We start from the raw sequence: 21,531 nt of genomic DNA on the forward strand, positions 1-21,531 counted from the left end.
TTTACTGTGTGGATTTCCAGGTGATATACGCTCCCTGGCGCTATAGGTACATACAGAATTTAGGAAAGGACGAATGTTTCCTATGTAAAGCGGCTAAAGAAATTGAAAGAGACGACGAAAATTTAGTACCAGCGAGAGGGAGACACGTCTTTGCTATACTCAATAAATACCCCTACACTTGGGGCCATGTGATGGTGGCGCCGTATAGACATATTTCACAATTTGAAGAACTGGACTACAACGAGTGGGTTGAGATGATTCAGATGGCGAAGAAATTGGTGCACGCCCTGAGAAAAGTCGTAGGGGCTAGAGACTTTATAATTGGGCTAAACATCGGCAGAGCAGCAGGCGCTGGGTTAGAGGGCCATCTACACCTCCACATAATCCCCCGAGATAAGATGGTGGAGGTTGAGGAGCTATCTCAGGCTCTTGTTAAACTTACTAGAGAGTTGAGAGAGACGTTATGATTAAGCGTATATGTTTAGAAAAATTCCGCGCCGTAGTCAACAAATGCATCGAATTGGGGCAATACACTTTACTCTTTGGCCCTCCTAACTCCGGCAAGACTACATTTATGGAAGCCGTAGCGCTTTTACTACAAAGCCGTGGAGAACAGTGGCTAGCGTTAGAGGGCCCCCTCTTAATTATCCATGAGCCCGAGGATATACACCACGGCGGCGATTTAAGGATTCCCTTTGTTATAGAGATTACTGTCGGATTAGAAGAAGGCGATATAATTTACGGTTATAAATACGCCACGGCAACAAATTATGTAGAACAGTGGGTTGGCAGAGACAATAAACTTTTGGCTAAGATGGCAAAAAAAGGTGAAAGAGGCGCTCTCTTATATCCTGTAGAGATAGAGCTTTGTACAGCGCCATATGCCGTCATGAACGAAGACGTATTAATCACATGTGGCGCCGTGGAAGACGAGCGCGTCCGTGCGGCTGAAAGAGCGCTCTTAAGTCTCCGGATAGGGGTAAAAGACAAGTTCTACTTTATCAGTGGGAGGAGACTGGCGGCGTGGAAGTATACATATGAAACACACGTAGACTTGATGCCGGCTACAAGCGTTGGTCCGGAGGGTCAGTTTACTCCACACCATATATCTCGTATTTTGACGCAATCGTCCTATGAGAGAACTAGAGAGGAGCTTTATACTTATCTACATATTGCAGATGTAGAAGATGTACGAGTTGGGCTTGTAAAAAGCGGGAGAATAGCTATGTATGTAAAAAAGGGCGGTCTTTGGACAAATGTCTACAACGCTGGAAATTATACCAAGGCAGTGTTTCCAATTCTCCTCCAGTTAATTTTAGCAAACGAAGGCTCCGTTGTGTTTATCGACGATATAGATTTGGCAGTCCCCAGTGATAAAGCCGAGCCTTTAATATCTACAGTGCTAGAGATAGCTAAGAAACGAAAACTCCAGTTAGTTATGGCAGCCAGAGATCCAGCCTTTGCAAAAATTGCGCATAAGCTTGGCGTTCAAACGACAGCTCTGTGAAACTTGTACTTGATACCTCCGCCCTAATATACATAATAGAACAAAGAATTAATGTAGAACAGCTACTAGAACACGAAGTCTATATACCGACAGCTGTTGAAGAGGAGCTAAGGCTTTTAGCAACTAGAAATAGAAAAGCGCGTGTCGCCTTAGAACTTCTACAGCTTCTTAGGCCAAAGCGATATAACAAAGAGAGACCTGCCGACAGAGCTGTGTTAGAAGCAGCCCAAGAGCTTGGGGCAGTTTTAGTGACGGGAGATTCTGCACTTGTAAAAAAGGCGAGAGCTCTTGGTATTCCTGTGGCAAAATTTCACAAAGGTCAGCTAGTCGTCTATTAGGTAAAGTATATAAACTGCAATATGCCAAACATCGTGCCATTTAGATTAGTTGAGGCTGAGGACTATGTTAGAATTCCGCCGACAGAATTTGGCAAACCTCTTGAAGATATTGCATTACAACAGCTAAGGAGTAAGTACGAGGGGAGGGTATTAAGAGAAGTGGGTTATGTCGTAGCGGTTCTCACGGCAAAAGTAGGCCGCGAGGGAAGGATAGTATTTGGCGATGGGGGAACCTACCATAGGGCCGTTTTTACAATGCTTGCATATATGCCCCTAGATGGCGAAATTATAGAGGGTGTCGTAGAAAACGTCAGAGAGATGGGGATGTTAGTGAGGATAGGGCCTATTCTTGGTTTTATAAACAAAATACATGTCATGGACGAACCTAACATTTTCTTTGACGCAAGTACAAAGAGCTACATCGGAGAGAGGAGTAAAAGAAAGGTAAGTGTTGGCGACATAGTAAGGGCGCGTATCACTGGTGTTAGCTTTACAACGCCTAGAGAGGGGACAGACCTACTTCTCCGTGTTACATTAACAATGCGCATGCCGGGGCTTGGCAAGATGGAATGGATTAAGGAGAAAAAACCGGCTGTCAAAAAGACATGAGTACGAGAAAGAGAACGCTTGCGGGGTACAAGGCCTGTAAACAGTGTAAGTTTGTAGTGCCAGAAGATGCAAAACAATGTCCCAACTGCGGCTCGGAAGAGTTTGTATACAAATGGCGAGGTATGATAGCAGTCATAGACCCAGCAAAGTCTTGCATAGCGAAGAGACTAGGCATTGACAAGCCAGGGATCTACGCCTTAGAACTCGTCGAAGAGTGACACCGTAAAACACGCTCAGCAATAGAAAAAACGTATTTCCTATAGAGCTCTAGCTCTCTCATTAATAGGTCGTATTCCAACGGCTCTGCTGGGAGATCTTCTCCCAGAACTTCTCTAATCACAGCCCTCAGAGACCCCCTGCTGATTTTATCATAGAGTTCGATAAGACGTCTAAGTCTGGACTCAAAGATATAGTAATTATTTAACATCTCTTTAGCCTCTCGTTCTGAGATACAAGAGCCACATTGGAACGCCTTTACTAACGTCTCTATTGCTTCAACAACTCTAATGCCTACGGCTTTGCGGAATGACTTGCTTCTAAGTTTTTCATTAAGCAAAAATATGGCATCTTCTAATTCCATACGGTGATGAACAAACTTATAAATAAAACAACAACGCTAGGAGATGCTGTCTGCCAAAGTTCTACTCAATTCGAACTTCCTAAGGAAGCAATGCCCCCTCTGCAAATCCTATTTCTGGACTCGCCGGGCAGACCAAATATATTGCGGAGATCAACCTTGTGTTCCTTACGGCTTCATAGGTAATCCGCCGACTAAGACGTCGATAGAATCGCCGGCGGAGCTACGGGAGAGATTCCTAAGATTTTTTGAGAGAAACGGCCATGTTAGAATAAAGCGATATCCCGTAGTGGCGAGATGGCGTGATGACGTATATCTCGTCGGCGCCTCAATATACGACTTCCAACCGTGGGTTACCAGTGGCGCAGTACCTCCGCCTGCCAATCCTCTTGTCATTTCTCAACCCTCCATTAGGTTAACAGACGTTGATAAAGTTGGCCGTAGTGGACGCCATTTAACCGGTTTTGAAATGATGGCTCACCATGCATTCAACTACCCAGACAAATATGTGTATTGGATAGACGAGACCACTCAATATGCCTACGAGTTTTTCACAAAGGAGTTGGGGATCCCCCAAGACGAGATAACTTTTAAGGAGTCTATGTGGGAAGGCGGCGGCAATGCTGGAGAGTGTTTTGAAGTATTGGTAAGAGGTCTAGAAGTGGCTACGTTAGTCTTTATGCACTACGAGGTAAAAGACGGAAAATACGTCGAGTTACCGTTAAAGATCGTAGATACGGGATATGGACTTGAGAGAATATACTGGCTTTTAAAAGGAACGCCAACTATATACGATGCAGTCTTTAGCCACTACCTTGCCAAAGTAAGACAAAAAGTAGGTATTCCAGAGCCGCCGGCGGACATAATGGGTAGAGCCTCTATATATTTTGGTCAGATGGACCCCGAGGTTATAGGCTTAGATAAGGCCTATGACATTATTGCAGAGAAAATAGGCGTAGACCCCAAATGGTTGAGAGAGGTGGTGAGACCCCAAGAAGCGCTCTATGTTCTGGCGGACCACAGCAGGACGGTCTCCTGGATGATCGCAGATGGGGTGATCCCCTCTAACACAGGCGCCGGCTACCTGGCGAGGCTGTTGATACGGAGGATACTCAAAAACCTCAGAGTAGTCGGGATAGACGCCCCCCTTGTGGAGCTCTTCGACATGCACCTAGCCGAGCTCAAGAGGGAATATCCCGAGATCTGGGCTGCCAGAGACCTAATTCTAGAGCTTGTAGACCTAGAGGAGAAGAAGTACAGAGAGGTCCTCAAGTCCGCCCCCGCGGCGGTGAAGAAGGCCCTGGAGGAGGCCAGACGCCGCGGCCGCGCTGGGTTAGACACAGATGACCTCGTGGCGCTTTACGACAGCCAAGGCATACCGCCTGAGATCGTGGCCGAGGTGGCCAAGTCGCTGGGGGCCGAGGTGAAGGTGCCCGACGACTTCTACGCCAAGCTCGCGGCGAGACACGCCAAGAGGGAGAAGAAGCCGGAGTCCCCCTTGGTGGAGATGAGCAAGGTGGCTGACCTCCCCAGGACGCGGGAGCTCTTCTACGAGGACTCCTACATGAGGAGCTTCAAGGCCAGGGTGCTCCGGGTCATAGACGGGAGATATGTGGTTCTGGACCAGACGGCGTTTTATCCAGAGGGCGGCGGCCAACCGGCGGACAGAGGCGTCTTGAAGTTCCAAGGCGGCGAGGCCAAGGTAGTCGACGTGCAGAGGGTCGGCCACGTCGTTGTACACGTGGTGGAGGGGCAGTTGCCTCCCGAGGGGGCTGAGGTCGTCGGAGAAATAGACTGGGAGAGGAGATACAGCTTGATGAAGATGCACACGGGAACTCACGTCTTGATACAGAGCATAAGGAGGGTGCTCGGCCCTCACATATGGCAAGCAGGTGCTCAAAAGGATATACCCTCTAGCAGGCTAGATGTAACGCATTACAAATTGCCGACAGCTGAGGAAATTGCCAAGATTGAAGAGTTAGCCAATAAAGTAGTTCAGGAAAATCTGCCGGTTTATGTCAAAATTATGCCTAGGAATGAGGCTGAGGCTAAATACGGCTTTATACTATACCAGGGAGGCGTTGTGCCAACAAGAGAAATTAGAGTATTGCAGATCGGACCTGACGAAGAACCCTTCGACATACAGGCGTGCGGAGGGACACATTTGAGATCTACGGGGGAAATAGGCCTTATAAAAATCCAAAGAGTCGAGCGTATTGCAGACGGCGTAGTACGATTTGTGTTTACAACAGGGATGCACGCCCTTGCCTATATACAAGAACTAGAGCGCAAACTAGCCGAAGCCGCCTATATAATAGGCAGTAGCCGGGAGGAGTTTGTGGAATCTGTGAAAAAACTTCTTCAGAGAGCCGAAGAGGCAGAGAGAAGGGCTAAACACTATGCAGAGCTTTACGCTACGGTAGTAGCCGAAAATCTAAGGGCAGAGCAAATAGGGAAATACAGAGTGGCCGTTGTGGAGCTTAACGATGACGAGTTGGCTAAACATATAGCCCTAGCGGCTACACGTCGCGACAAAGACCTCGTGCTAGTTTTTGTCGGCGGCGACCGCGTGACTATATATACAGGAGGTGTGGACGTTACGCCGATAGTTAAAACGCTAAGAGAGGCGGGGTTTAGAGGCGGCGGCTCTAAGACTTTTGCTCAAGGTCTTTACAAGGGCGATATACAGACTTTAAAAGAGGCTTTAAAGAAGGCGTTGTCATGATTCCTACAAATATCAGAGAGCTAGAGAAAATCTTGAAGAGGATGGGCATAAAAGTTGAAGAGATAGATGTGGCATATGTAGAATTGAGGTTGAAAAACGGCGATGTGATTAGGATAAACAGCCCAACCGTGGCCCTTATGAAAATGCCTAATAAGATCTTGTTGTATCAGATACAAGCTTCTGAGGGTGCTGTGGAGAGAATACAACCCACGTCTCAACAACAGCCAGCCGGATATCAACCAAACGAAGAGGATATCTCACTAGTTATGGAACAGACTGGCGCATCCCGTGAGGAAGTGATAAAGGCGCTAATTGAGACAAAAGGCGATTTAGTACAAGCAACGATGAAACTCCTCTCTAAAAAACGGGAGGCTAATAAAATCTAGCTAGAACAAGAGCTAAATTTATAATACACCTCTATTTTTACGGCATGCCGGTTAGACCTGCACGTTGTTATAGGCGGATAAAGGGACCCCCCTATACGAGGGAGGAGTATATACATGGTGCCCCAATGATCCAGATACCTAAGTTCGATATGGGTGTCACAAGCGCAGCCGCCAGGGCGGCGTTTTCAATGGTTGCAAAACTGGTAGTAGAGGAGAGGGGGCAGATCAGAATGCAGGCATTAGAGGCTGCTAGACAGATGGCATATAAATACCTCTCTAAGTATGTTGGAGACGCCAATTACTACCTCAGGCTCAATGTAGTTCCACACCATGTGCTAAGAGAAAACAGAATGTTGGCCATGGCCGGCGCCGACCGTCTACAGGAGGGGATGAGACTAGCCTTTGGCTCTCCCGCAGGGAGGGCCGCAAGAGTAGAGCCAGGGCAGGTGATATTTTATGCAGAATTTAGGCCGGAGCATATAGCCCATATAAAGGAGGCTTTGAGACGCGCCGCTTCTAAATTACCGTTGCCAACACGCATAGTTATAGAGACTAAGGACGATGGAGGTGGTAAAACATCTACACAAAAGTAGAGTTGAGACAGCCCTAGTCCTACTTGAGCGGGTTCTCACAGGCGTTATAACCTCCCGCTCTGACCTAGTAGCCGAGCTACAGACACTATATAGAGAAAGAGGTATTGAACCATTCCGCGGTTTCTCCAGAGAAGGGATTTATGACAAAGAGATAGCTACTGTATATCTAGTAGGAGTCCACGGCGTGGGAGTTCTCTCGCCAGGGGATTTCGATAATATATTCTACATCGAGAACAGATCTATGGAAGCACTAGAGATAGTAAAGTCTGTCACAGAGATTCTGTCTCCAGAGTTGAAAGAGTTGCTTAGGAAAAAGACAGAAGACATAAAGGGCAAGTCGCGGGAAGATAAAGTATTTAGAGTTTTACGGCTGGTATTTACAGGAACGATTCTTGGGTATTACCCAGAGATGTTACTTGTAAAAGCTATAAAGACGTATGAAATAGCATATCCAGAGCTCTCCGAACGTCTTGTCAACTATGCAGCATTTTACAGCGCGTATAAAATAGCCGAAGATATAGCTCTTGGCAAAATAAGAAGCCCTGAAGACCTAAAAATACAGAAATATGCATATTGCCTAAAACTCGGCTTTCAAAAGTGTAAACCATCTGACAAATTAATAGCCGAAGTGGCCACTGCAGTGTATAAAGTAAACAAAGCAACACTTGCTAGACTATTTGCTAAAGGCGTACTTCCAAAACTTGAGTAATACAGACATATGAGAAAATATACAACTACCTCAGTAATTTTACAGCCACGTCAGTTTTCTTATCATCAGAGAGGCACTTGACATACATAAACTGCCGAGCCACACTTGAGAAACGCCTCTCTAATAACAGCAGACTCTCTCCAATCTCCAGTCGGTAGGCGTCTATCTCCACTGCCGTGGGTTTAGATTCTTTCTCTAACCATTCTCAACATCTGTGCATTAACTAAGGCGAAGAGTAATCTATAAATAGAACTATTTTCTATTTATTTATGAATTCCAAACACGTAGTTCTGACAGTTATATTGGCTGTATTAATATATGCGCAAGGGATATTTACTGTCCAAACAGCTACAGACCTCGCAGGGGATTTCAAAGGCCCTGGTTGGTACGTCCTGCCACAAAACCCAGTGTTTAAAAACGGTACCGTGTTTGATCTCACAAAGTTTGAGGTTCTTTATAACGCTACGGCAGACGCCCTTATATTTAGAGTGACTTTTGCAGATCTAGGGGGAAATCCCTGGAATTCTGAGACAGGCTTTTCGCTCCAGTATGTGCAGATATACATCAGCAGAGGGTTCCCCGGCAATCCCTGGGGCACAGTATCTTGTAGTATACTAAGGCCAGACGACGGCAACCCAGCAGTGGGCAACGCCTTTTTTGATACGGCCACGCGCTTCTTCTGCCCAGATCCGGCAAATCTAACTCAGTTTAAATACACGCCGGGGGTTAAATTCTCAAGCTCCGCTCCTTGGGATGTAGCAATCTTCATAGGGCCAAAGTGGGGTAACGAAACTGTCAATTTTGTCGCCGTGGCCGACGTCACAAGCGGCACGATAAGCGTATCTCCACTGCCACGTGTATATGCCCAAGGCAACTCTATCATAGCCGTGGTACCCAGAAAACTAATACCGCCAACTACGAGACTTATGAGTGACTTTCCACAACCTACGTGGAGATATTACGTGTTAGTCACGTCTTACGACGGCTTTGGGCCAGGTAGAATAAGGCCATTTGGGCCGTTGGCGCAAGAGTGGACTGTTGGCGTCGGCGCTGCCAACGCCTCGGCTATTCTAGCTGGCACATTGCCTAGAGTTCTCGACGTCTTAGGTTCTAACGCCCAGCTAAGGGCGTTTTCAAAAGACTCGCCGACAACTTTAGAACCGCAGGCATTAAGCTGGGGCAACTTTCCGTTAGCCTACACTACATCGACAGTCAATAGAATGATCCCAGTGACAGTCACAAAAACAGACACCCTAACTGTAACAGAGACAGTAACTGCGACAGAATACGTGACAACAACGGCGACTTCTTATGTTACACAAACACAACAAATTTATGTGCCGTATGTTGATCCCATGAGCTATGTCGTCCTTGGGATAGGAGTGCTCGCGGGGATAGTGGGAGCTCTTGCAGCCGCTAGACGTAAGTAAAAAATTAATCGCCCTAGGCTTTTTCTTACTGGCTCTCTCTTTTTCTATCGCTTTGCAACAATCTTATGTACAAGCCCATTGTATTGAGGACAGGTGTCTAGATCCTTTGTTAGTTCTAGTGGCACTTCTACTATTAATAGCAGGTGCTACAGTCTTATTCTACTCGGTCACGCTCTTTATAAATGTAAAAATAGAGGAAAATTTAAAAAGGAAGCAGAATATTTAACGTATGAGACTCAGAACAGTTCTATTAGCAATGCTATTGGGAATAGTCCTATTTGCACAATATACCCCGCCTCATACAAACCCAGGTCCTGCAACTGATAGAATAGTCGGCAAGTCAGTCCCCATAGCACAAGCGGGAGCGGCAGTTAAGGCAGGCGATATAGACGTCTATATATTCGGTATGAGAGCAGCTCAAGCGGCCCCCCTCAAGGGAGACCCCTCGGTAGTTCTCTACACGGCTGCGGCTGGCTTCAACGACATTGTTCTAAACCCAGCGCCTTCAAATCCGCCTTGTGCCAACCCCTTCTCAAGCCGGGCGATTAGATATGCAATGCAGTTCGTAATAGACAGAGACTACGTGGCAAACGAGATTTTCAAAGGCTTCGCAGTCCCCATGTACATATGGCTCTCCCAGTACGACCCCACCTACTCAATAGTTGCAGACATTATTTCACAACTCGGCATTAGATACGACCTAGACTACGCAAAGGCGATAGTGGATAGCGAGATGCCTAAGCTCGGCGCCACCAAGGGGCCAGACGGCAAGTGGTACTGCAATGGCAAGCCGGTCACGCTGATCGGCCTAATCCGTGTAGAAGACGAGCGTAAGGACATTGGCGACGCCTTCGCCTCTGCGCTTGAGCAACTGGGCTTTACTGTAGACAGGAAATATGTAACATTCGACGTAGCTATCCAGACGGTCTACGGCACAGACCCAGCCCAGTTCCAGTGGCACTTCTACACAGAGGGCTGGGGCAAGAGCGGCATCGACAGATGGGATACGAGCTCCATAGCGCAGTACTGTGCCTCATGGTTTGGCTATATGCCGGGCTGGGGCACTACCGGTTGGTATAATTTTGCAAATGCGACAATTGACAAAATAACCGAAAGGTTGTACAAAGGCAACTACACGTCTTTCCAAGAATATGTAGAGCTATATAGAAAGGCCACCTTGATGTGTATTCAGGAGTCTGTGAGAGTCTTTGTTAATACAAACCTCAACGCGTTTATAGCATCTCCACAGCTTAAGGGAGTCACTGTCGACTTAGGCGCTGGCTTGAGGGCTTCTGTCTATAACGCACGCAATTGGTATGTCCCAGGCAAAGACGTAGTAAACGTAGGACACCTGTGGGTCTGGACAGCCTCCAGCGCTTGGAACCCCGTGCCACAAGGCGGTTTTACAGATGTCTACTCTGTTGACTGGTTCAGAATGATGTACGACCCCGCCGTGTGGAATCACCCATTCACTGGCGAGCCCATGCCATTTAGAGCGACATATGTCGTAGAAACCAAAGGCCCAGCTGGCTACTTCGATGTTCCTGCAGACGCATATAGGTGGGACGCCAAACAGAAGGCTTGGGTAAGCGCCGGGGGAGCCAAGGCGAAGTCAAAAGTAGTAGTTAACTACGCCAAGTATATAGGCGCCAAGTGGCACCACGGCCAGCCTATCAAGCTAGCTGACGTGTTGTTCATTTACGCATTCCTATGGGACATCGCAAATGATCCGCAGAAGGTTGCCCGCGAGTCTGGTGTTGCGTCATATGTCAACTCTACCATGAGCTTAATCAAGGGTATACGGGTGGTCAACGATACAGCTATAGAGGTGTATATAGACTACTGGCATTTTGACCCCAACTACATCGCGTATATGGCAGTGTTAACGCCGGATATGCCGTGGGAGATCTACTACGCTACGGATCAGCTCGTCTATGTAAAACAGACGTTCGCCGCCTCCAGGGCGTCTGCGACTAAGTACAACGTCCCCTGGCTGTCACTAATACTGAAAGACCACGCCAAGGCAGCAGCCGACGTACTACAGGACGCTCTGTCTAAGGGCGTATACCCAGAGAGCTGGTTTAAGATAGGCAACAAGACCTTGTTAACAAAGGACGAGGCTTTGGCGAGGTATAAAGCCGCCATTGACTGGTTTAACAAATACGGCCACTTGATAATATCGCAGGGGCCTTTCTACCTGTATGCGATAGATACGGCTAAACAGTATATAGAGCTACGCGCCTACAGAGATCCCACCTATCCCTACAAGCCAGGCGCATTCTACTTTGGTGTAGCTACGCCAGTGTCTGTGAAAGCAATAAACGTGCCTACCGTTGTCGTGGGCCAGCCGGCCACGATTTCAGTCTCTCTAGAGGTGCCCGGCGGCGCTGGCAGAATATACTATAAGTGGGGTATCGTAGATCCCACCACTGGCAGATTTCTCTATATGTCTGAGGAAGGTACGACAGCCGCCGCGCCAATTAACATAAATGTACCAGCTGATGTGTCTTCAAAACTAACTGCAAATAGGGCGTATAAGTTCTGGGTTCTTACATATGCTGAGAATGTGCCCATAGTATCAGAGGCTACGCAAGTATTCATACCGAAGGCCGCCGCCCCAGCTACGACTCCAACGCCAACTCCAACTACGCCACCTCCAGCAACTACGCCAACACCGCCCCAACCCACTGTAGTGACTACAACTGCGCCAGCCACAGGCACCACCGAGGCTTTGGCGGCGGCTATTGTAGGCATATTGGCTGTACTCGTTGCGTTGGCCTTCGCCTTGAGGAAGAAGGGCGGCGAGACTAAGCAAGAGACTAAAGTCTATAGATAGCTATATAAAGACGTCAAAAGTCTTTTTAAATACTGTTTTTTATCTTTCTATGGCCTCTCTTGTAAAAACGCTTATTGTCAAAGCTATAACTCTTGTAATAGTCCTAATTGGGGTATTGGTGCTACTGGCGGTGATTCTCGGAGCGACTGGCCTCTCGGATAAATTATTAAAGTCTATACTCGTCGCCGAGGTACAGGAGTATAAGCAACAGCTTATTAGACAAGGCTTCGACCCTGCGTACATAGAGAAGGCTGTTGCAGAGTATAACAAAACAAGGGCAGAGGCGCTTGGGCTTGACAAACCTTGGTTTGTTAGACTACCTCAGTTAATACAGCGTTTGTTACTTCTAGATCTCGGTACGTCGAGAACTCTACAATCTTCTTGGGGGTCAAACAGAATCTCAGACCTCATTCTAGACCGTCTGCCTAATACGATAATTCTAACGACGACAGGGATCTCTCTTACAGCTCTCGTGGGGATATGGCTAGGGCTTTATATAGGATCTAATGTGGGCAGTAGGGCAGATAGAATAATCTCAATACTCTCAGCTGCCTCATACGCCTTACCTCTTTGGTTTGTGAGCCTAGTATTAATCCTCGTTTTGGCATACGCGCCAAAGATCCTCTGGGGTATCCAAATATTTCCGCCAGGGGGTATGGTCTCCACGCCGCCCCCCTCAGACCCCCTGGCTTATGTATTAGACGTATTATGGCATCTTTCATTGCCTCTGTTGGCATCTTTCATCGTGTTTTTTGGGAGTTGGGCATATGGCACTAGAAATATTGTGCTCAGCGTTTCGCAAGAGGACTTTGTCGCTTTTGCAAGAGCTAAGGGCCTGCCTGAGGGTTTGGTGAGGAGACGCTATATCCTCCGCCCCTCGTTGCCGCCTATTTTGACAAATTTAATTCTTAGCTTGGCTTTTTCTATCTCTGGCTATATCATAACTGAGAGAGTTTTTAACTGGCCCGGCATGGGTTCGCTTTATTATTCTGCAATTACTGCGTTAGACGAGCCAGTTATTTTTGCCTTGACCTATATATTTACACTGGTTTATATCATTGCTAGATTTATACTAGAGATTCTGTACGTGATTGTAGATCCAAGAATTAGGTTGACATGATGTTTAAAGAATTTATAAGAAGCCCCGCAGGCCTTGCCGGGACTCTAATCCTTTTGGTATTCTCTCTAGTCTCAGTTTATGTAATAATTAGTTTCCCACTTGATTATGGAACTAGATATTGGTCTAATCCTAAATATTGGGAGGATTACCCAAAGTTGGTGCCGCCGGAATGGTTCAACTATTTTGTGCCTTATAAATTACCGCGGCATTATGTAAATGACTTAGATAAACCTAGTGAAGAAGTAGAGAATATAAAGAAATGGGTCTTTATATACAATTTCGATGCAGATAAGTTCCCAACTGGAATAATCCTTAAATATGTAAACTTGACCTTCTATAGAGATATTCCAATTATCTCTTTAAAAGTAAAGAGGCCAGATGGCGTAGAGATTGTGTTAATGGATTACGACGGCGGGATACCGCCTCCTCGCTCCGGCGAACAACCGCCTTATGTTAGATTTGTAGAAAGCCCGAGAACTATAGTGTTAGGAGCCGAGCCACAAGTCATTAGAAAAGTCACAACGTTTGCCAATACCCTAGGTGTTAATTGTACAACTTCAGATGTAAGAGATGCCGGCCTACTTCCATATATAATATTTGGGAGAGCTGTGTCTAATAAATGCGTCGCTGAGTCTTTTAAGCCGCTTAAGGGCATATACGTCTTCGAGGTCGAGTTGGTCGGTGATAAGAGAGACAACATAGGGCTCGTTAGACTTGTTATACAAGGTGCTGTATATGGCGCAATGGGCACAGATTACCTAGGCCGCGATTTGGCCCAAGGTTTACTTTTTGGCTTTCCAGTCGCGCTTTTTATAGGAGGTGTCGTAGCTATGTTGGCTACTTTAATAGGCGTAACTCTTGGGATAGTAAGTGGGTATATAGGTGGTAGAGTAGATGAAGCTGTTCAAAGATTTGCAGATGTTATGAATAATTTGCCGACACTCCCCCTCTTGATACTGTTTGTCTTTGTGTTGGGGAGGAGTCTCTTTAATATAATTTTTGTGCTTGTCTTATTTGGTTGGGCGGGTGTTACTATAATAGTAAGATCTATGGTCTTAAGTATAAAGAGTAGTCAATTTGTTGAAGCCGCTAAATTAGCTGGCGCAGGGAGACTATGGATAATGAGAAAACATATACTGCCACCAGTACTTCCCTATTCATTTGCTTTAATAATATTTAACATTCCAGGCGCCATTTTGTCTGAAGCTGGCCTAAGTTTTCTTGGGTTAGGAGACCCCTCGATCCCCACGTGGGGTCAGATATTACAACAGGCGTTTGATAACGGCGCTTTACAAAACTTCGCCTGGTGGTGGATTCTTCCGCCGGGCTTTCTTATTGTTTTAACAGCGGTGGGCTTTGTTCTTGTGTTTTTTGCTCTTGAGCCGCTTGTAAACCCGAGGCTTAAGAGACAGTAAATTTAAAAAGCGTCTCTTTTAAGCATTCGTGTCTCAAGAGATACGCGCTATAGTACGTATAGGGGATACGGATTTAGATGGTAATAAACAAGTAGCTTATTCATTGACTAAGATAAGAGGCATAGGCATCGCCACGGCTTACGCCATTTGTAGAAAACTTGGCATAGATCCACACGCCATATTAGGCGCTTTAAGCGAGGAGCAGATAAATAAACTTGACTGGGCTGTTAGAAATCTACACGAGCTGGCCCCCGCTTGGTTTTTAAACAGAAGGAAAGATCCAGAGACAGGTAAAGACTTACACTTGATTGGCGCAGAGTTAGTACTAGCAGCTAAAAGAGATGTAGATCTTATGAAGAAGTTAAAGAGTTGGAAAGGCGTAAGACACTCGCTAGGTCTTAAAGTCAGAGGCCAGAGGACTGTGACTACGGGTAGACTCGGCCCTGTGGCTGGCGTCACTAAAAAGAAGGCGGCAGCCGGCGGTAAGTAAAAATTTAAAAAGCGGTATATATAAAGCGACGGTATGGGCGGTTTAAAAAAGCCTAAGAAGAAGTACCTAGAAGGCAAACCGAAGAAAATCTGGAATAAGCAATTGTTGCTTGAAGAGCTACAGCTTGTGGGCGAATACGGCTTGAGAAATAAGAAAGAGCTCTGGCTCGCCAGGGCTCATCTCAAGTGGATAGTTAGACGCGCGCGTTCATTGCTTTCGATGACGCCAGAAGAGAGAGCCCCTTTAGAATTGCCATTTAAGGAGAAACTATACAAAATGGGCTTTATAGAGGATCCCAACGTCCCACTTGATAGAATACTTTCACTAGACGTAAGGGCAATACTAGAGAGGAGACTTCAAACAATCGTATATAGAAAGGGGCTTGCGAAATCTATCTATCACGCAAGACAACTAGTAGTGCATGGCCATGTGGCTGTAGCCGGGAGGAGGGTCACCTCTCCTGGGTTTTTAGTTCCACGAGATTTAGAAGACAAAATTACGTTAATAGAGTGATTGTCGCAGTACACGGCGGCGCCGGTCTCTGGAAAATAGGCGAAGACGAGAAAGAGAGAGTAAAAAAGACGCTCAGGGGGGCTATCGAGGAGGGTATCCTCGCTGCGCAGAGAGGCTCTGCACTAGATGCAGTAATTGTATCAGTGGAATATATGGAGAGTAGCGGTGTTTTTAATGCAGGCTATGGGGCCGCATATGCGATAGATGGAGGTATATATTTAGACGCTGGCGTGATGGACGGAAAGACAAAACGCGCCGGCGCCGTTGCTGCAGTTGAAGGCGTTAAAAGTGCCGTGAGATTAGCTCGTTATGTGATGGAGCTTACTGACCACATAATTTTGGCAGGAGAGGGCGCTAGACTTCTCGCAGCGAGAGTGGGCCTACTAGAGGCGCGGCACAAGTTCTATACAGAGGAGAAAAACAAGAGGTTTCTAGAGGTTATCAACGAGGCTAGACAGGGGAGGTGGCCTTATAAAAAGTACTTAGTCTTCTTGGCGATACTGTAGGCGCTGTTGCACTTGATAGAGACGGCAATCTAGCGGCAGCGACGTCTACAGGTGGCGTATGGCTTAAGTGGCCGGGCAGGGTGGGAGACAGCCCTATACCTGGGGCTGGTTATTGGGCTGAAAACGGCGTTGGGGCATTTAGCGCCACGGGGATAGGCGAGGTAATTATAATGTCGCATCTTTGTCTCAGAGCGCGAGACGAGCTTATAAAAACAGGCGATATAACAAAGGCCGTAGAGAATGTTGTAAAACAAACCACCGAAATCTACGGCTCTGGCACTGTGGGAATCATTGGGATAGACGCTAGAGGCAACCCAGCGTATACATATAATACGAGGGCGATGGCGAGAGGCTGGGGAAAACCAGGTGAAATTTATGTAGACCTCTAGACCTTCTTCCTCCAAGTTTTTGTATCGGGATCAAACTTAAATCCCATCTTCTTTAACTCATTTATAGTCTCTCTAAACTGCGACTCCGGCAACCTCTTACCTTTGCCTACTTTTACCACTATTTCGCCCTCCTCCTCTCTATAATCCACAGGCAGTCTGCGGAGAAACTCTTCGACACCCTGTCTCTTTTCCTCTTTTCCGTCCATTACAGCCTTAGAGACGTAGTATATAAAGGTTTATACTACATTAGACGAGTTACTTTAACGATTTTTCTTCTAGCTTGTTCAAGCGCCCACGTCGGTAGTTCGTAGTTTTTCAATACGTAATTTACCAACTTCTCTATTTCGTCACAGTCGGAGCCGCCTTGCTCTCTACAGAGTTTAACTAGAAACTTAGATCTCGCCTCAAAAAGCTCCGGTGTCATCTTTATACGTCTACATTCGTGATCGTAAGTGAACCCCCTTTCCAAGTCTCTCATATGTAGGTATAGGTGCGCGGCGGCTTTCGCTAAATCCATTCTGCCGCCTTCTACGTAGATTCCCTCGGCAATAGCATAACAGCTCTGCGGCCCTGAATATATCGATCTCTTTTCCACAGTCTCAATTTTTAATAGACTTATAACTTCATTACATGCAATTTTTCGTCGGTACTTGCGGATTTCCAAAATCTAGACGATACATATATAACACATTAGATGCGGTAGAACTACAAGATACTTTCTACAATATGCCAGACCCTGAGAAAATGGCGAAGTTACGGGAAGAGGCGCCCGAGTTTCACTTTACAGCTAAGGTGTTCCAAGGTATTACGCATCCCCCAAATAGCCCAACTTTTAAGAGAACGAGGGGGTTTAAACCCACTGATAAACATGGCGTTTTAAAACCCACGAAAGAAAACCTAGAGCTGTGGCAACAGTTTGTAGACGCTATAGCGCCGCTTAGGCCAGAGGTACTTGTTGTTCAAACGCCACCGAGTTTAAAACCGGAGCCATATATCTACGATTTCTTCGCCTCTATAGTTGGCAAGTGGAAAATTGCATGGGAGCCTAGGGGAGAGACCTATAAAGACCTAGCGCTTATACAAAAAATAGCAGAATTAGGAGTTGTAATTGCAGTAGATCCCCTAAAGAAAGATCCTATACATGGACATTTTTACTATTTTCGGCTACATGGGCTCGGCAAGGGCGAGGTTAATTACCGGTATAAATACAGTTCTGAAGATCTAGAGAGACTCGCTACCATCGTGAGACGTTTAAGCGGAGAGAGCGTATACATAATGTTTAACAATGTATATATGTATGAAGACGCCGTAGAGTTTAAACGCTTGTTGTACCAACGGCAAAAAATTTAAAAAGTTGGCCATAGAACATTGCGGGGCCCGTAGCTCAGCCCGGTTAGAGCGGCGGAGGACCCGGCTAGGTCTGCCGAGGCTTTTAACCCGTAGGTCGTGGGTTCGAATCCCACCGGGCCCGCCACTATCGTCTTATAGTGATAGAGGTGTAAGAAGTTCGTAAAGACTGTATATGACTTTCCTTGCGCCGTTGCAAACATTATATCTTGCTATACAGACCCCATAGGCGCCTGCTCTCCTAGCCATCTCCATATCGTAATCGGAGTCTCCTATAACGATTATATCTCTGGTGTCGACAGAAAAACGCCGACTTATAACATAGAGGGGATCTGGCGCGGGTTTTCCTCTTGGAACTTCATCGCCGCCTAGGACAAAATCTATGAGACGTGCTAGACCTACTACTTCTATTACTCGTCGTGCCACATAGCTGCTTGACGAAGTAACAATCGCTATAGGTCTAGGCAACTTCTCCAGAATGTATACATCGTCGTAAGGGCGCACTAGAGACAGATACTTTTCCAAGAAGAGTTTGTTTTTTAACGCCACGAGCTCAAATGCGCGATTTGGTAAAAGCGCGGTGGCGATATCTCGCGCCGGCAACCCCATCAGAGGCCTAACCTCTTCATATCTCTTCTCAACTCCAAGGAGTTTAAGAGCTTCTAACCAAGCGGCTATGTGAGCGTTGACAGATTCAACTAACGTCCCATCTAGGTCAAATACGTACATGTTGTTGTAAAGGTGTGGATTTTAAAAACTAATGGTGGGGCCGCCGGGATTTTTAGGCCGGCTCCGCCGCGAACCCGGGATCACGTGGGCTCTCGCCGACATCGGTCCCAAGCCACGCCTCAGGGGGCGAGACCCAATCCTACCAGGCTAGACTACGGCCCCTACTTCCACTATTAGACACTATATTTAAGCTTTCTAGGGAGGTTCCGCTATTTTACATAGACGAAAGATTTGGTGGGCCCGCCGGGATTCGAACCTTATCCCAACCCCCCGGCGGGGGGTTGACGGGACCACCCGCGCTCCTAGGCTGTTGCGGGTGTGCCTTGTAAGGCGGGCATCATACCGCTAGACTACGGGCCCTCTCACATCTTTTTAGAAGGGTTTTAAAAACTTGACGCCATGTAAAATAGACTTTACAAAGTTCACCCTTTATATATAGAGAGTTTGACAAGAAGACTTTTGTCTAACGCCGAAGAGCTAGCCATGAGCTTCGCTATTGGCGTCGGCATATATAAAAGGTTTATTACAAGAGAACGTCTTGGCCTCCTTAGAAGTAGACGGAGGATAGTAGAGGCCTTGAGAGGGGTGGATATAGCTGTAGATAGGGGGCGACTTCTTTCTTTAGTGGGGCCGAACGGCGCTGGCAAAACCACGTTGGTTCGTATATTTGCGACTTTGTTAGTGCCTGACAGAGGTGAAGTGTATATAGGCGGTTATGATGTAGTTAAAGATGCCCATAGGGTAAGACGGATTATAGGACTAATGCTTTATCCAGACAAGGGCTTCTTTGGCAGACTGTCCGGCTTGGAGAATCTAGTGTACTACGGAATGTTGTATGGCTTTAGTAGAAGAGAGGCGCGCCGCCGCGCTCTTGAGCTTATTGAACTAGTGGGTCTTTGGGAAGCGCGGGATAGGCCTTACGAGGAGTATAGCGCCGGGATGAAGGCGAGGCTAGGTCTTGCAAAGGCGCTTATAAATAACCCAGAGTTCCTACTACTTGATGAGCCCACGGTCGGCATAGACCCCGTAGGCGCTAGGAAGATAAGAGAGGTGATAAAGAGCTTGAAGAATGAGGGAAGGGCTGTGTTACTCACTTCACACAACCTCTACGAGGTCGAAGAGCTTTCTGACGAAGTTGCTGTGATTGTAGACGGTCGAATAATAGCCAGGGAGACTCCCATAGAACTTAAAAGCCGCTTGGGCTTCCGACCTGTAGCTGTCGTAAAGGCGATTTGCAACGGCGAAGAGAGAATTTTCACTAGAGACGGCGCTGGCGGAAGAGAGCTTGGGATCCTCATAAGGGAGGTTCTCGATGAAGGTTGCGAAGTAGTAGAGGCAAGAGTTCATGAGCCTCCTCTAGAGGAGGTCTTGGTAAAGACATTGGGTGGGGCATGAGAGCCGGCTTATATCTAGCGGTTAGGCTCTACCTCCGTCTCTACGCGCTGTCTCTCTCAGTTTCTCTGCTTATGCCTTTTTTCGCCTTGTTATTCTACGCCGCAGGCTGGGTAGTGTCAAGGGGGAAGGCGGACATTGATAAGTTCGTGTATCAGCTTGTCGGCGTTGTGATAGCGGTAATTGCACAGATAGCCACAAGTGAAGCGCTTTGGGATTTATATATCTTTATGTCCGGCGGCCAACTGGAGTATTTAATAGCTTCGCCATCCTATCCTCTGGCGGTGTTAATGGCCTTCTATGTCACACAGTTTATGTTTTTTGGGCTGGGGGTTGCAGTAACTGCAGCTGTTGTTTTGGCTGTGATTAAAGGGCCTGTATACGCCGCCGCCATGACTCTTGCAGCGTTGACAGCAGCAATCTTCTCACTGCCACTTCTCGGGATCGCCTTAGCGCTGACGTATCTACTGCCATATGTACGGAACCCTGGCCCCCTCTCTTCAGTTTTGAATGCCGCTGTAATGTTTTTCGGCGGCGCGTTATATCCAGCGTCTATCCTCCCGGGGGCGCTCCAAGCTATATCTCATCTACTTCCCTTCGCCACTTGGGCCGAGGCCGTTAGATCTTTAGCGCTGGCCCTTGAATTGCCTATACGTCTCCTCGGCCCATTGTTAGGCTATATGGCCTACTTTGCACTAGGAGTCGTCGTGTGGAACTTCTACGTCAGAAGTCTTCAGAGGTCTGGGCGTTACCATGTTTGGTAGCTTAATACGCGAACTTTGGCGCGTTTTCCTTTTCAATTTTAAATCGCCGCTTTTCCTTGCCACAAACGCCGTGGCAGATGCAATGTGGTTCCTGGTTGTTATACTAGCTGTGGCTTGGTACGGGGGGAGTATAGTTGAGACAGCACGTCTCTTGTTCTGGGGGTCTCTGGCATTGATGATGTTTTCAACACAGACATGGGGAGCGGCTATGTTTAGTAACTATGTCAGAAGCGGGATTATGGACTACGTGGCTGTCACCCCAGAGAGACTTCACGTTTTTTTAATTTCGACGTCGGTAGCTATGGCAGCCGCGGCGGCGCCTGGCATAACAGTTCAATATGCCGTATACTACCTTGTATTTGGAGAAATACCACTGCCTGCGCAACCTATGTATTTTGCCGTATCTCTCGCCGTCTTTATATTCGCCTCAGCATGTATAACGTCGCTATCAATTCTGTTTTTTATTAAGTTGAGAAACCCAGTTGTGGCGGCTAATGTCATCCAGTGGGGCATTCCGCTTTCTGGCGGCATGATCCCGCCCACAGCGATGTCTCCCGAGGTCGCCCGTTGGTTCTTGTACTCTCCATTTCACTACGTGGTTGCGCCACTTGTATACTCCGCCATGGGGATTTGGCTTTTAGATCCGATTCTTATGCTTTTAATAGGCGTTTTAATTACTGCAGCATTTTATATGTCTTCTATCTATGCGGCTAGATCTGCGTTGAGTAAATACCGACGTGTGGGGAAATGGGGAGCAGAGCTATAGCCCTCTACCCCCGGCCCACGTAACTGTGTCTGTCTCGGGGTCCCACACGACGGTATAGCCATCTACCCTCATTCTTACCCTCCCCTTTCTTACGGCAATTATATAGCCTCTTACTCTGCCTGTCTCCACGTCGACTATGAGTCTATTTCCGACTACATCTACTCTTAACGCTTCTGCAAGCTTTGATTTTCTAAACTGCTCTGCCGCCTGTGAGAAGTCCGTCGCCATCAGATAGCTGGGATTCTCTTAACCATTGAGCTCCTGACCTTCATGATAATTTTGAAATTGCAATAGGGGCATCTAATTCCAGGGAGGATCTCCATTTCAGACTTAGAAAACACTCTGCCGCATCTCATACAAACGTATATCTTTCTTTCTTCAGCCACGGCG

26 protein-coding genes, 3 tRNA genes and 1 pseudogene are annotated in these 21,531 nt (G+C 47.0%); 22 read left to right on the forward strand and 8 right to left on the reverse strand.

What is annotated here, in order from left to right:
- Nucleotides 1-8: 8 nt before the first annotated feature.
- Genes ACZ49R_RS04720 through spt4 form a run of 5 tightly spaced genes read left to right on the forward strand, consistent with a single transcriptional unit; the run spans nt 9 to nt 2,672 of the window.
- Entirely contained in the window at nt 9-467 is a 459-nt protein-coding gene (locus tag ACZ49R_RS04720) for an HIT family protein (RefSeq protein ID WP_464733943.1), read from the forward strand.
- Nucleotides 464-1,507, forward strand: a complete 1,044-nt coding sequence (locus ACZ49R_RS04725; protein ID WP_464733944.1) for an ATP-binding protein — start codon at nt 464-466, stop codon at nt 1,505-1,507. Before ACZ49R_RS04720 ends, ACZ49R_RS04725 begins: the two co-directional genes overlap by 4 nt.
- Entirely contained in the window at nt 1,504-1,845 is a 342-nt protein-coding gene (locus tag ACZ49R_RS04730; protein WP_464733945.1) for a type II toxin-antitoxin system VapC family toxin, read from the forward strand. The genes ACZ49R_RS04725 and ACZ49R_RS04730 overlap by 4 nt, the downstream gene beginning before the upstream one ends.
- 33 nt (nt 1,846-1,878) lie before the next feature.
- The gene (locus ACZ49R_RS04735) at nt 1,879-2,454 is read left to right on the forward strand and encodes a DNA-directed RNA polymerase (protein ID WP_464733946.1); all 576 of its coding nucleotides are present in this window, start codon (nt 1,879-1,881) and stop codon (nt 2,452-2,454) included.
- The gene (gene spt4 / locus ACZ49R_RS04740) at nt 2,451-2,672 is read left to right on the forward strand and encodes a transcription elongation factor subunit Spt4 (protein WP_011762672.1); all 222 of its coding nucleotides are present in this window, start codon (nt 2,451-2,453) and stop codon (nt 2,670-2,672) included. Before ACZ49R_RS04735 ends, spt4 begins: the two co-directional genes overlap by 4 nt.
- Here the strand turns inward: spt4 and ACZ49R_RS04745 are convergent.
- A complete protein-coding gene (locus ACZ49R_RS04745) occupies nt 2,645-3,034 on the reverse strand; it encodes a hypothetical protein (RefSeq protein ID WP_011762671.1) in 390 nt (129 codons plus the stop codon). The genes spt4 and ACZ49R_RS04745 overlap by 28 nt on opposite strands.
- Before the next feature lie 43 nt (nt 3,035-3,077).
- On the opposite strand from ACZ49R_RS04745, the gene alaS reads away from it, so the two are divergent.
- From alaS to ACZ49R_RS04805, 12 genes and pseudogenes are all read left to right on the forward strand, one after another.
- Nucleotides 3,078-5,756: an alanine--tRNA ligase gene (alaS, locus tag ACZ49R_RS04750; protein WP_464733947.1), complete on the forward strand. Its 2,679-nt coding sequence runs from the start codon at nt 3,078-3,080 to the stop codon at nt 5,754-5,756.
- Nucleotides 5,753-6,142 carry a nascent polypeptide-associated complex protein gene (locus ACZ49R_RS04755; RefSeq protein ID WP_464733948.1) on the forward strand — a complete coding sequence of 130 codons (390 nt, stop codon included), beginning with the start codon at nt 5,753-5,755 and terminating at the stop codon, nt 6,140-6,142. The genes alaS and ACZ49R_RS04755 overlap by 4 nt, the downstream gene beginning before the upstream one ends.
- Before the next feature lie 44 nt (nt 6,143-6,186).
- On the forward strand, nt 6,187-6,735 hold the full coding sequence (locus ACZ49R_RS04760) for a 50S ribosomal protein L16 (protein WP_464733949.1): 549 nt from the start codon (nt 6,187-6,189) through the stop codon (nt 6,733-6,735).
- A complete protein-coding gene (locus ACZ49R_RS04765) occupies nt 6,704-7,444 on the forward strand; it encodes a DUF2192 domain-containing protein (RefSeq protein ID WP_464733950.1) in 741 nt (246 codons plus the stop codon). Before ACZ49R_RS04760 ends, ACZ49R_RS04765 begins: the two co-directional genes overlap by 32 nt.
- Before the next feature lie 269 nt (nt 7,445-7,713).
- Nucleotides 7,714-8,874 (forward strand): glucodextranase DOMON-like domain-containing protein, encoded by a 1,161-nt coding sequence (locus ACZ49R_RS04770; protein ID WP_464733951.1) that lies wholly within the window; start codon nt 7,714-7,716, stop codon nt 8,872-8,874.
- Nucleotides 8,852-9,100, forward strand: a complete 249-nt coding sequence (locus ACZ49R_RS04775; RefSeq protein WP_464733952.1) for a hypothetical protein — start codon at nt 8,852-8,854, stop codon at nt 9,098-9,100. Before ACZ49R_RS04770 ends, ACZ49R_RS04775 begins: the two co-directional genes overlap by 23 nt.
- A 3-nt stretch (nt 9,101-9,103) precedes the next feature.
- A complete protein-coding gene (locus ACZ49R_RS04780; protein ID WP_464733953.1) occupies nt 9,104-11,710 on the forward strand; it encodes an ABC transporter substrate-binding protein in 2,607 nt (868 codons plus the stop codon).
- A 49-nt stretch (nt 11,711-11,759) separates the two neighbouring features.
- Complete coding sequence (locus ACZ49R_RS04785) at nt 11,760-12,830, forward strand: ABC transporter permease (RefSeq protein WP_011762663.1); 1,071 nt, start codon at nt 11,760-11,762, stop codon at nt 12,828-12,830.
- Nucleotides 12,830-14,245, forward strand: a complete 1,416-nt coding sequence (locus ACZ49R_RS04790) for an ABC transporter permease (protein ID WP_464734097.1) — start codon at nt 12,830-12,832, stop codon at nt 14,243-14,245. The genes ACZ49R_RS04785 and ACZ49R_RS04790 overlap by 1 nt, the downstream gene beginning before the upstream one ends.
- A 28-nt stretch (nt 14,246-14,273) precedes the next feature.
- Nucleotides 14,274-14,735 (forward strand): 30S ribosomal protein S13, encoded by a 462-nt coding sequence (locus tag ACZ49R_RS04795; RefSeq protein WP_011762661.1) that lies wholly within the window; start codon nt 14,274-14,276, stop codon nt 14,733-14,735.
- 33 nt (nt 14,736-14,768) lie between these two features.
- Nucleotides 14,769-15,248: a 30S ribosomal protein S4 gene (locus ACZ49R_RS04800; RefSeq protein WP_011762660.1), complete on the forward strand. Its 480-nt coding sequence runs from the start codon at nt 14,769-14,771 to the stop codon at nt 15,246-15,248.
- Nucleotides 15,245-16,143: pseudogene (locus ACZ49R_RS04805) on the forward strand (isoaspartyl peptidase/L-asparaginase). The gene ACZ49R_RS04800 and the pseudogene ACZ49R_RS04805 overlap by 4 nt, the downstream one beginning before the upstream one ends.
- Here the strand turns inward: ACZ49R_RS04805 and ACZ49R_RS04810 are convergent.
- Entirely contained in the window at nt 16,140-16,349 is a 210-nt protein-coding gene (locus ACZ49R_RS04810) for a hypothetical protein (RefSeq protein ID WP_464733954.1), read from the reverse strand. The pseudogene ACZ49R_RS04805 and the gene ACZ49R_RS04810 overlap by 4 nt on opposite strands.
- A 35-nt stretch (nt 16,350-16,384) precedes the next feature.
- A complete protein-coding gene (locus ACZ49R_RS04815) occupies nt 16,385-16,738 on the reverse strand; it encodes a hypothetical protein (protein WP_011762657.1) in 354 nt (117 codons plus the stop codon).
- 35 nt (nt 16,739-16,773) lie between these two features.
- On the opposite strand from ACZ49R_RS04815, the gene ACZ49R_RS04820 reads away from it, so the two are divergent.
- Both ACZ49R_RS04820 and ACZ49R_RS04825 read left to right on the forward strand, forming a co-directional pair.
- Nucleotides 16,774-17,493, forward strand: a complete 720-nt coding sequence (locus ACZ49R_RS04820) for a DUF72 domain-containing protein (protein WP_464733955.1) — start codon at nt 16,774-16,776, stop codon at nt 17,491-17,493.
- Between the two features lie 23 nt (nt 17,494-17,516).
- A tRNA-Lys gene (locus ACZ49R_RS04825) sits at nt 17,517-17,617 on the forward strand.
- Nucleotides 17,618-17,625: 8 nt separating this feature from the next.
- On the opposite strand, the gene ACZ49R_RS04830 is transcribed toward ACZ49R_RS04825, so the two are convergent.
- From ACZ49R_RS04830 to ACZ49R_RS04840, 3 genes are all read right to left on the reverse strand, one after another.
- Entirely contained in the window at nt 17,626-18,219 is a 594-nt protein-coding gene (locus tag ACZ49R_RS04830) for an HAD family hydrolase (protein ID WP_464733956.1), read from the reverse strand.
- A 32-nt stretch (nt 18,220-18,251) separates the two neighbouring features.
- Nucleotides 18,252-18,381 (reverse strand) — tRNA-Pro (locus tag ACZ49R_RS04835).
- Between the two features lie 70 nt (nt 18,382-18,451).
- A tRNA-Val gene (locus tag ACZ49R_RS04840) sits at nt 18,452-18,579 on the reverse strand.
- A gap of 99 nt (nt 18,580-18,678) precedes the next feature.
- On the opposite strand from ACZ49R_RS04840, the gene ACZ49R_RS04845 reads away from it, so the two are divergent.
- Genes ACZ49R_RS04845 through ACZ49R_RS04855 form a run of 3 tightly spaced genes read left to right on the forward strand, consistent with a single transcriptional unit; the run spans nt 18,679 to nt 21,141 of the window.
- Nucleotides 18,679-19,614 carry an ABC transporter ATP-binding protein gene (locus ACZ49R_RS04845; RefSeq protein ID WP_464733957.1) on the forward strand — a complete coding sequence of 312 codons (936 nt, stop codon included), beginning with the start codon at nt 18,679-18,681 and terminating at the stop codon, nt 19,612-19,614.
- Nucleotides 19,611-20,375, forward strand: coding sequence for an ABC transporter permease (locus tag ACZ49R_RS04850; protein WP_464733958.1), 765 nt, complete (start codon nt 19,611-19,613; stop codon nt 20,373-20,375). Before ACZ49R_RS04845 ends, ACZ49R_RS04850 begins: the two co-directional genes overlap by 4 nt.
- Complete coding sequence (locus ACZ49R_RS04855) at nt 20,365-21,141, forward strand: ABC transporter permease (RefSeq protein ID WP_464733959.1); 777 nt, start codon at nt 20,365-20,367, stop codon at nt 21,139-21,141. Before ACZ49R_RS04850 ends, ACZ49R_RS04855 begins: the two co-directional genes overlap by 11 nt.
- Here the strand turns inward: ACZ49R_RS04855 and ACZ49R_RS04860 are convergent.
- Nucleotides 21,136-21,369: a hypothetical protein gene (locus ACZ49R_RS04860; RefSeq protein ID WP_011762651.1), complete on the reverse strand. Its 234-nt coding sequence runs from the start codon at nt 21,367-21,369 to the stop codon at nt 21,136-21,138. The genes ACZ49R_RS04855 and ACZ49R_RS04860 overlap by 6 nt on opposite strands.
- Nucleotides 21,369-21,527, reverse strand: a complete 159-nt coding sequence (locus ACZ49R_RS04865; protein WP_464733960.1) for a DNA-directed RNA polymerase subunit P — start codon at nt 21,525-21,527, stop codon at nt 21,369-21,371. Before ACZ49R_RS04865 ends, ACZ49R_RS04860 begins: the two co-directional genes overlap by 1 nt.
- Nucleotides 21,528-21,531: the final 4 nt, after the last annotated feature.

This window comes from Pyrobaculum organotrophum (genome assembly GCF_055384425.1).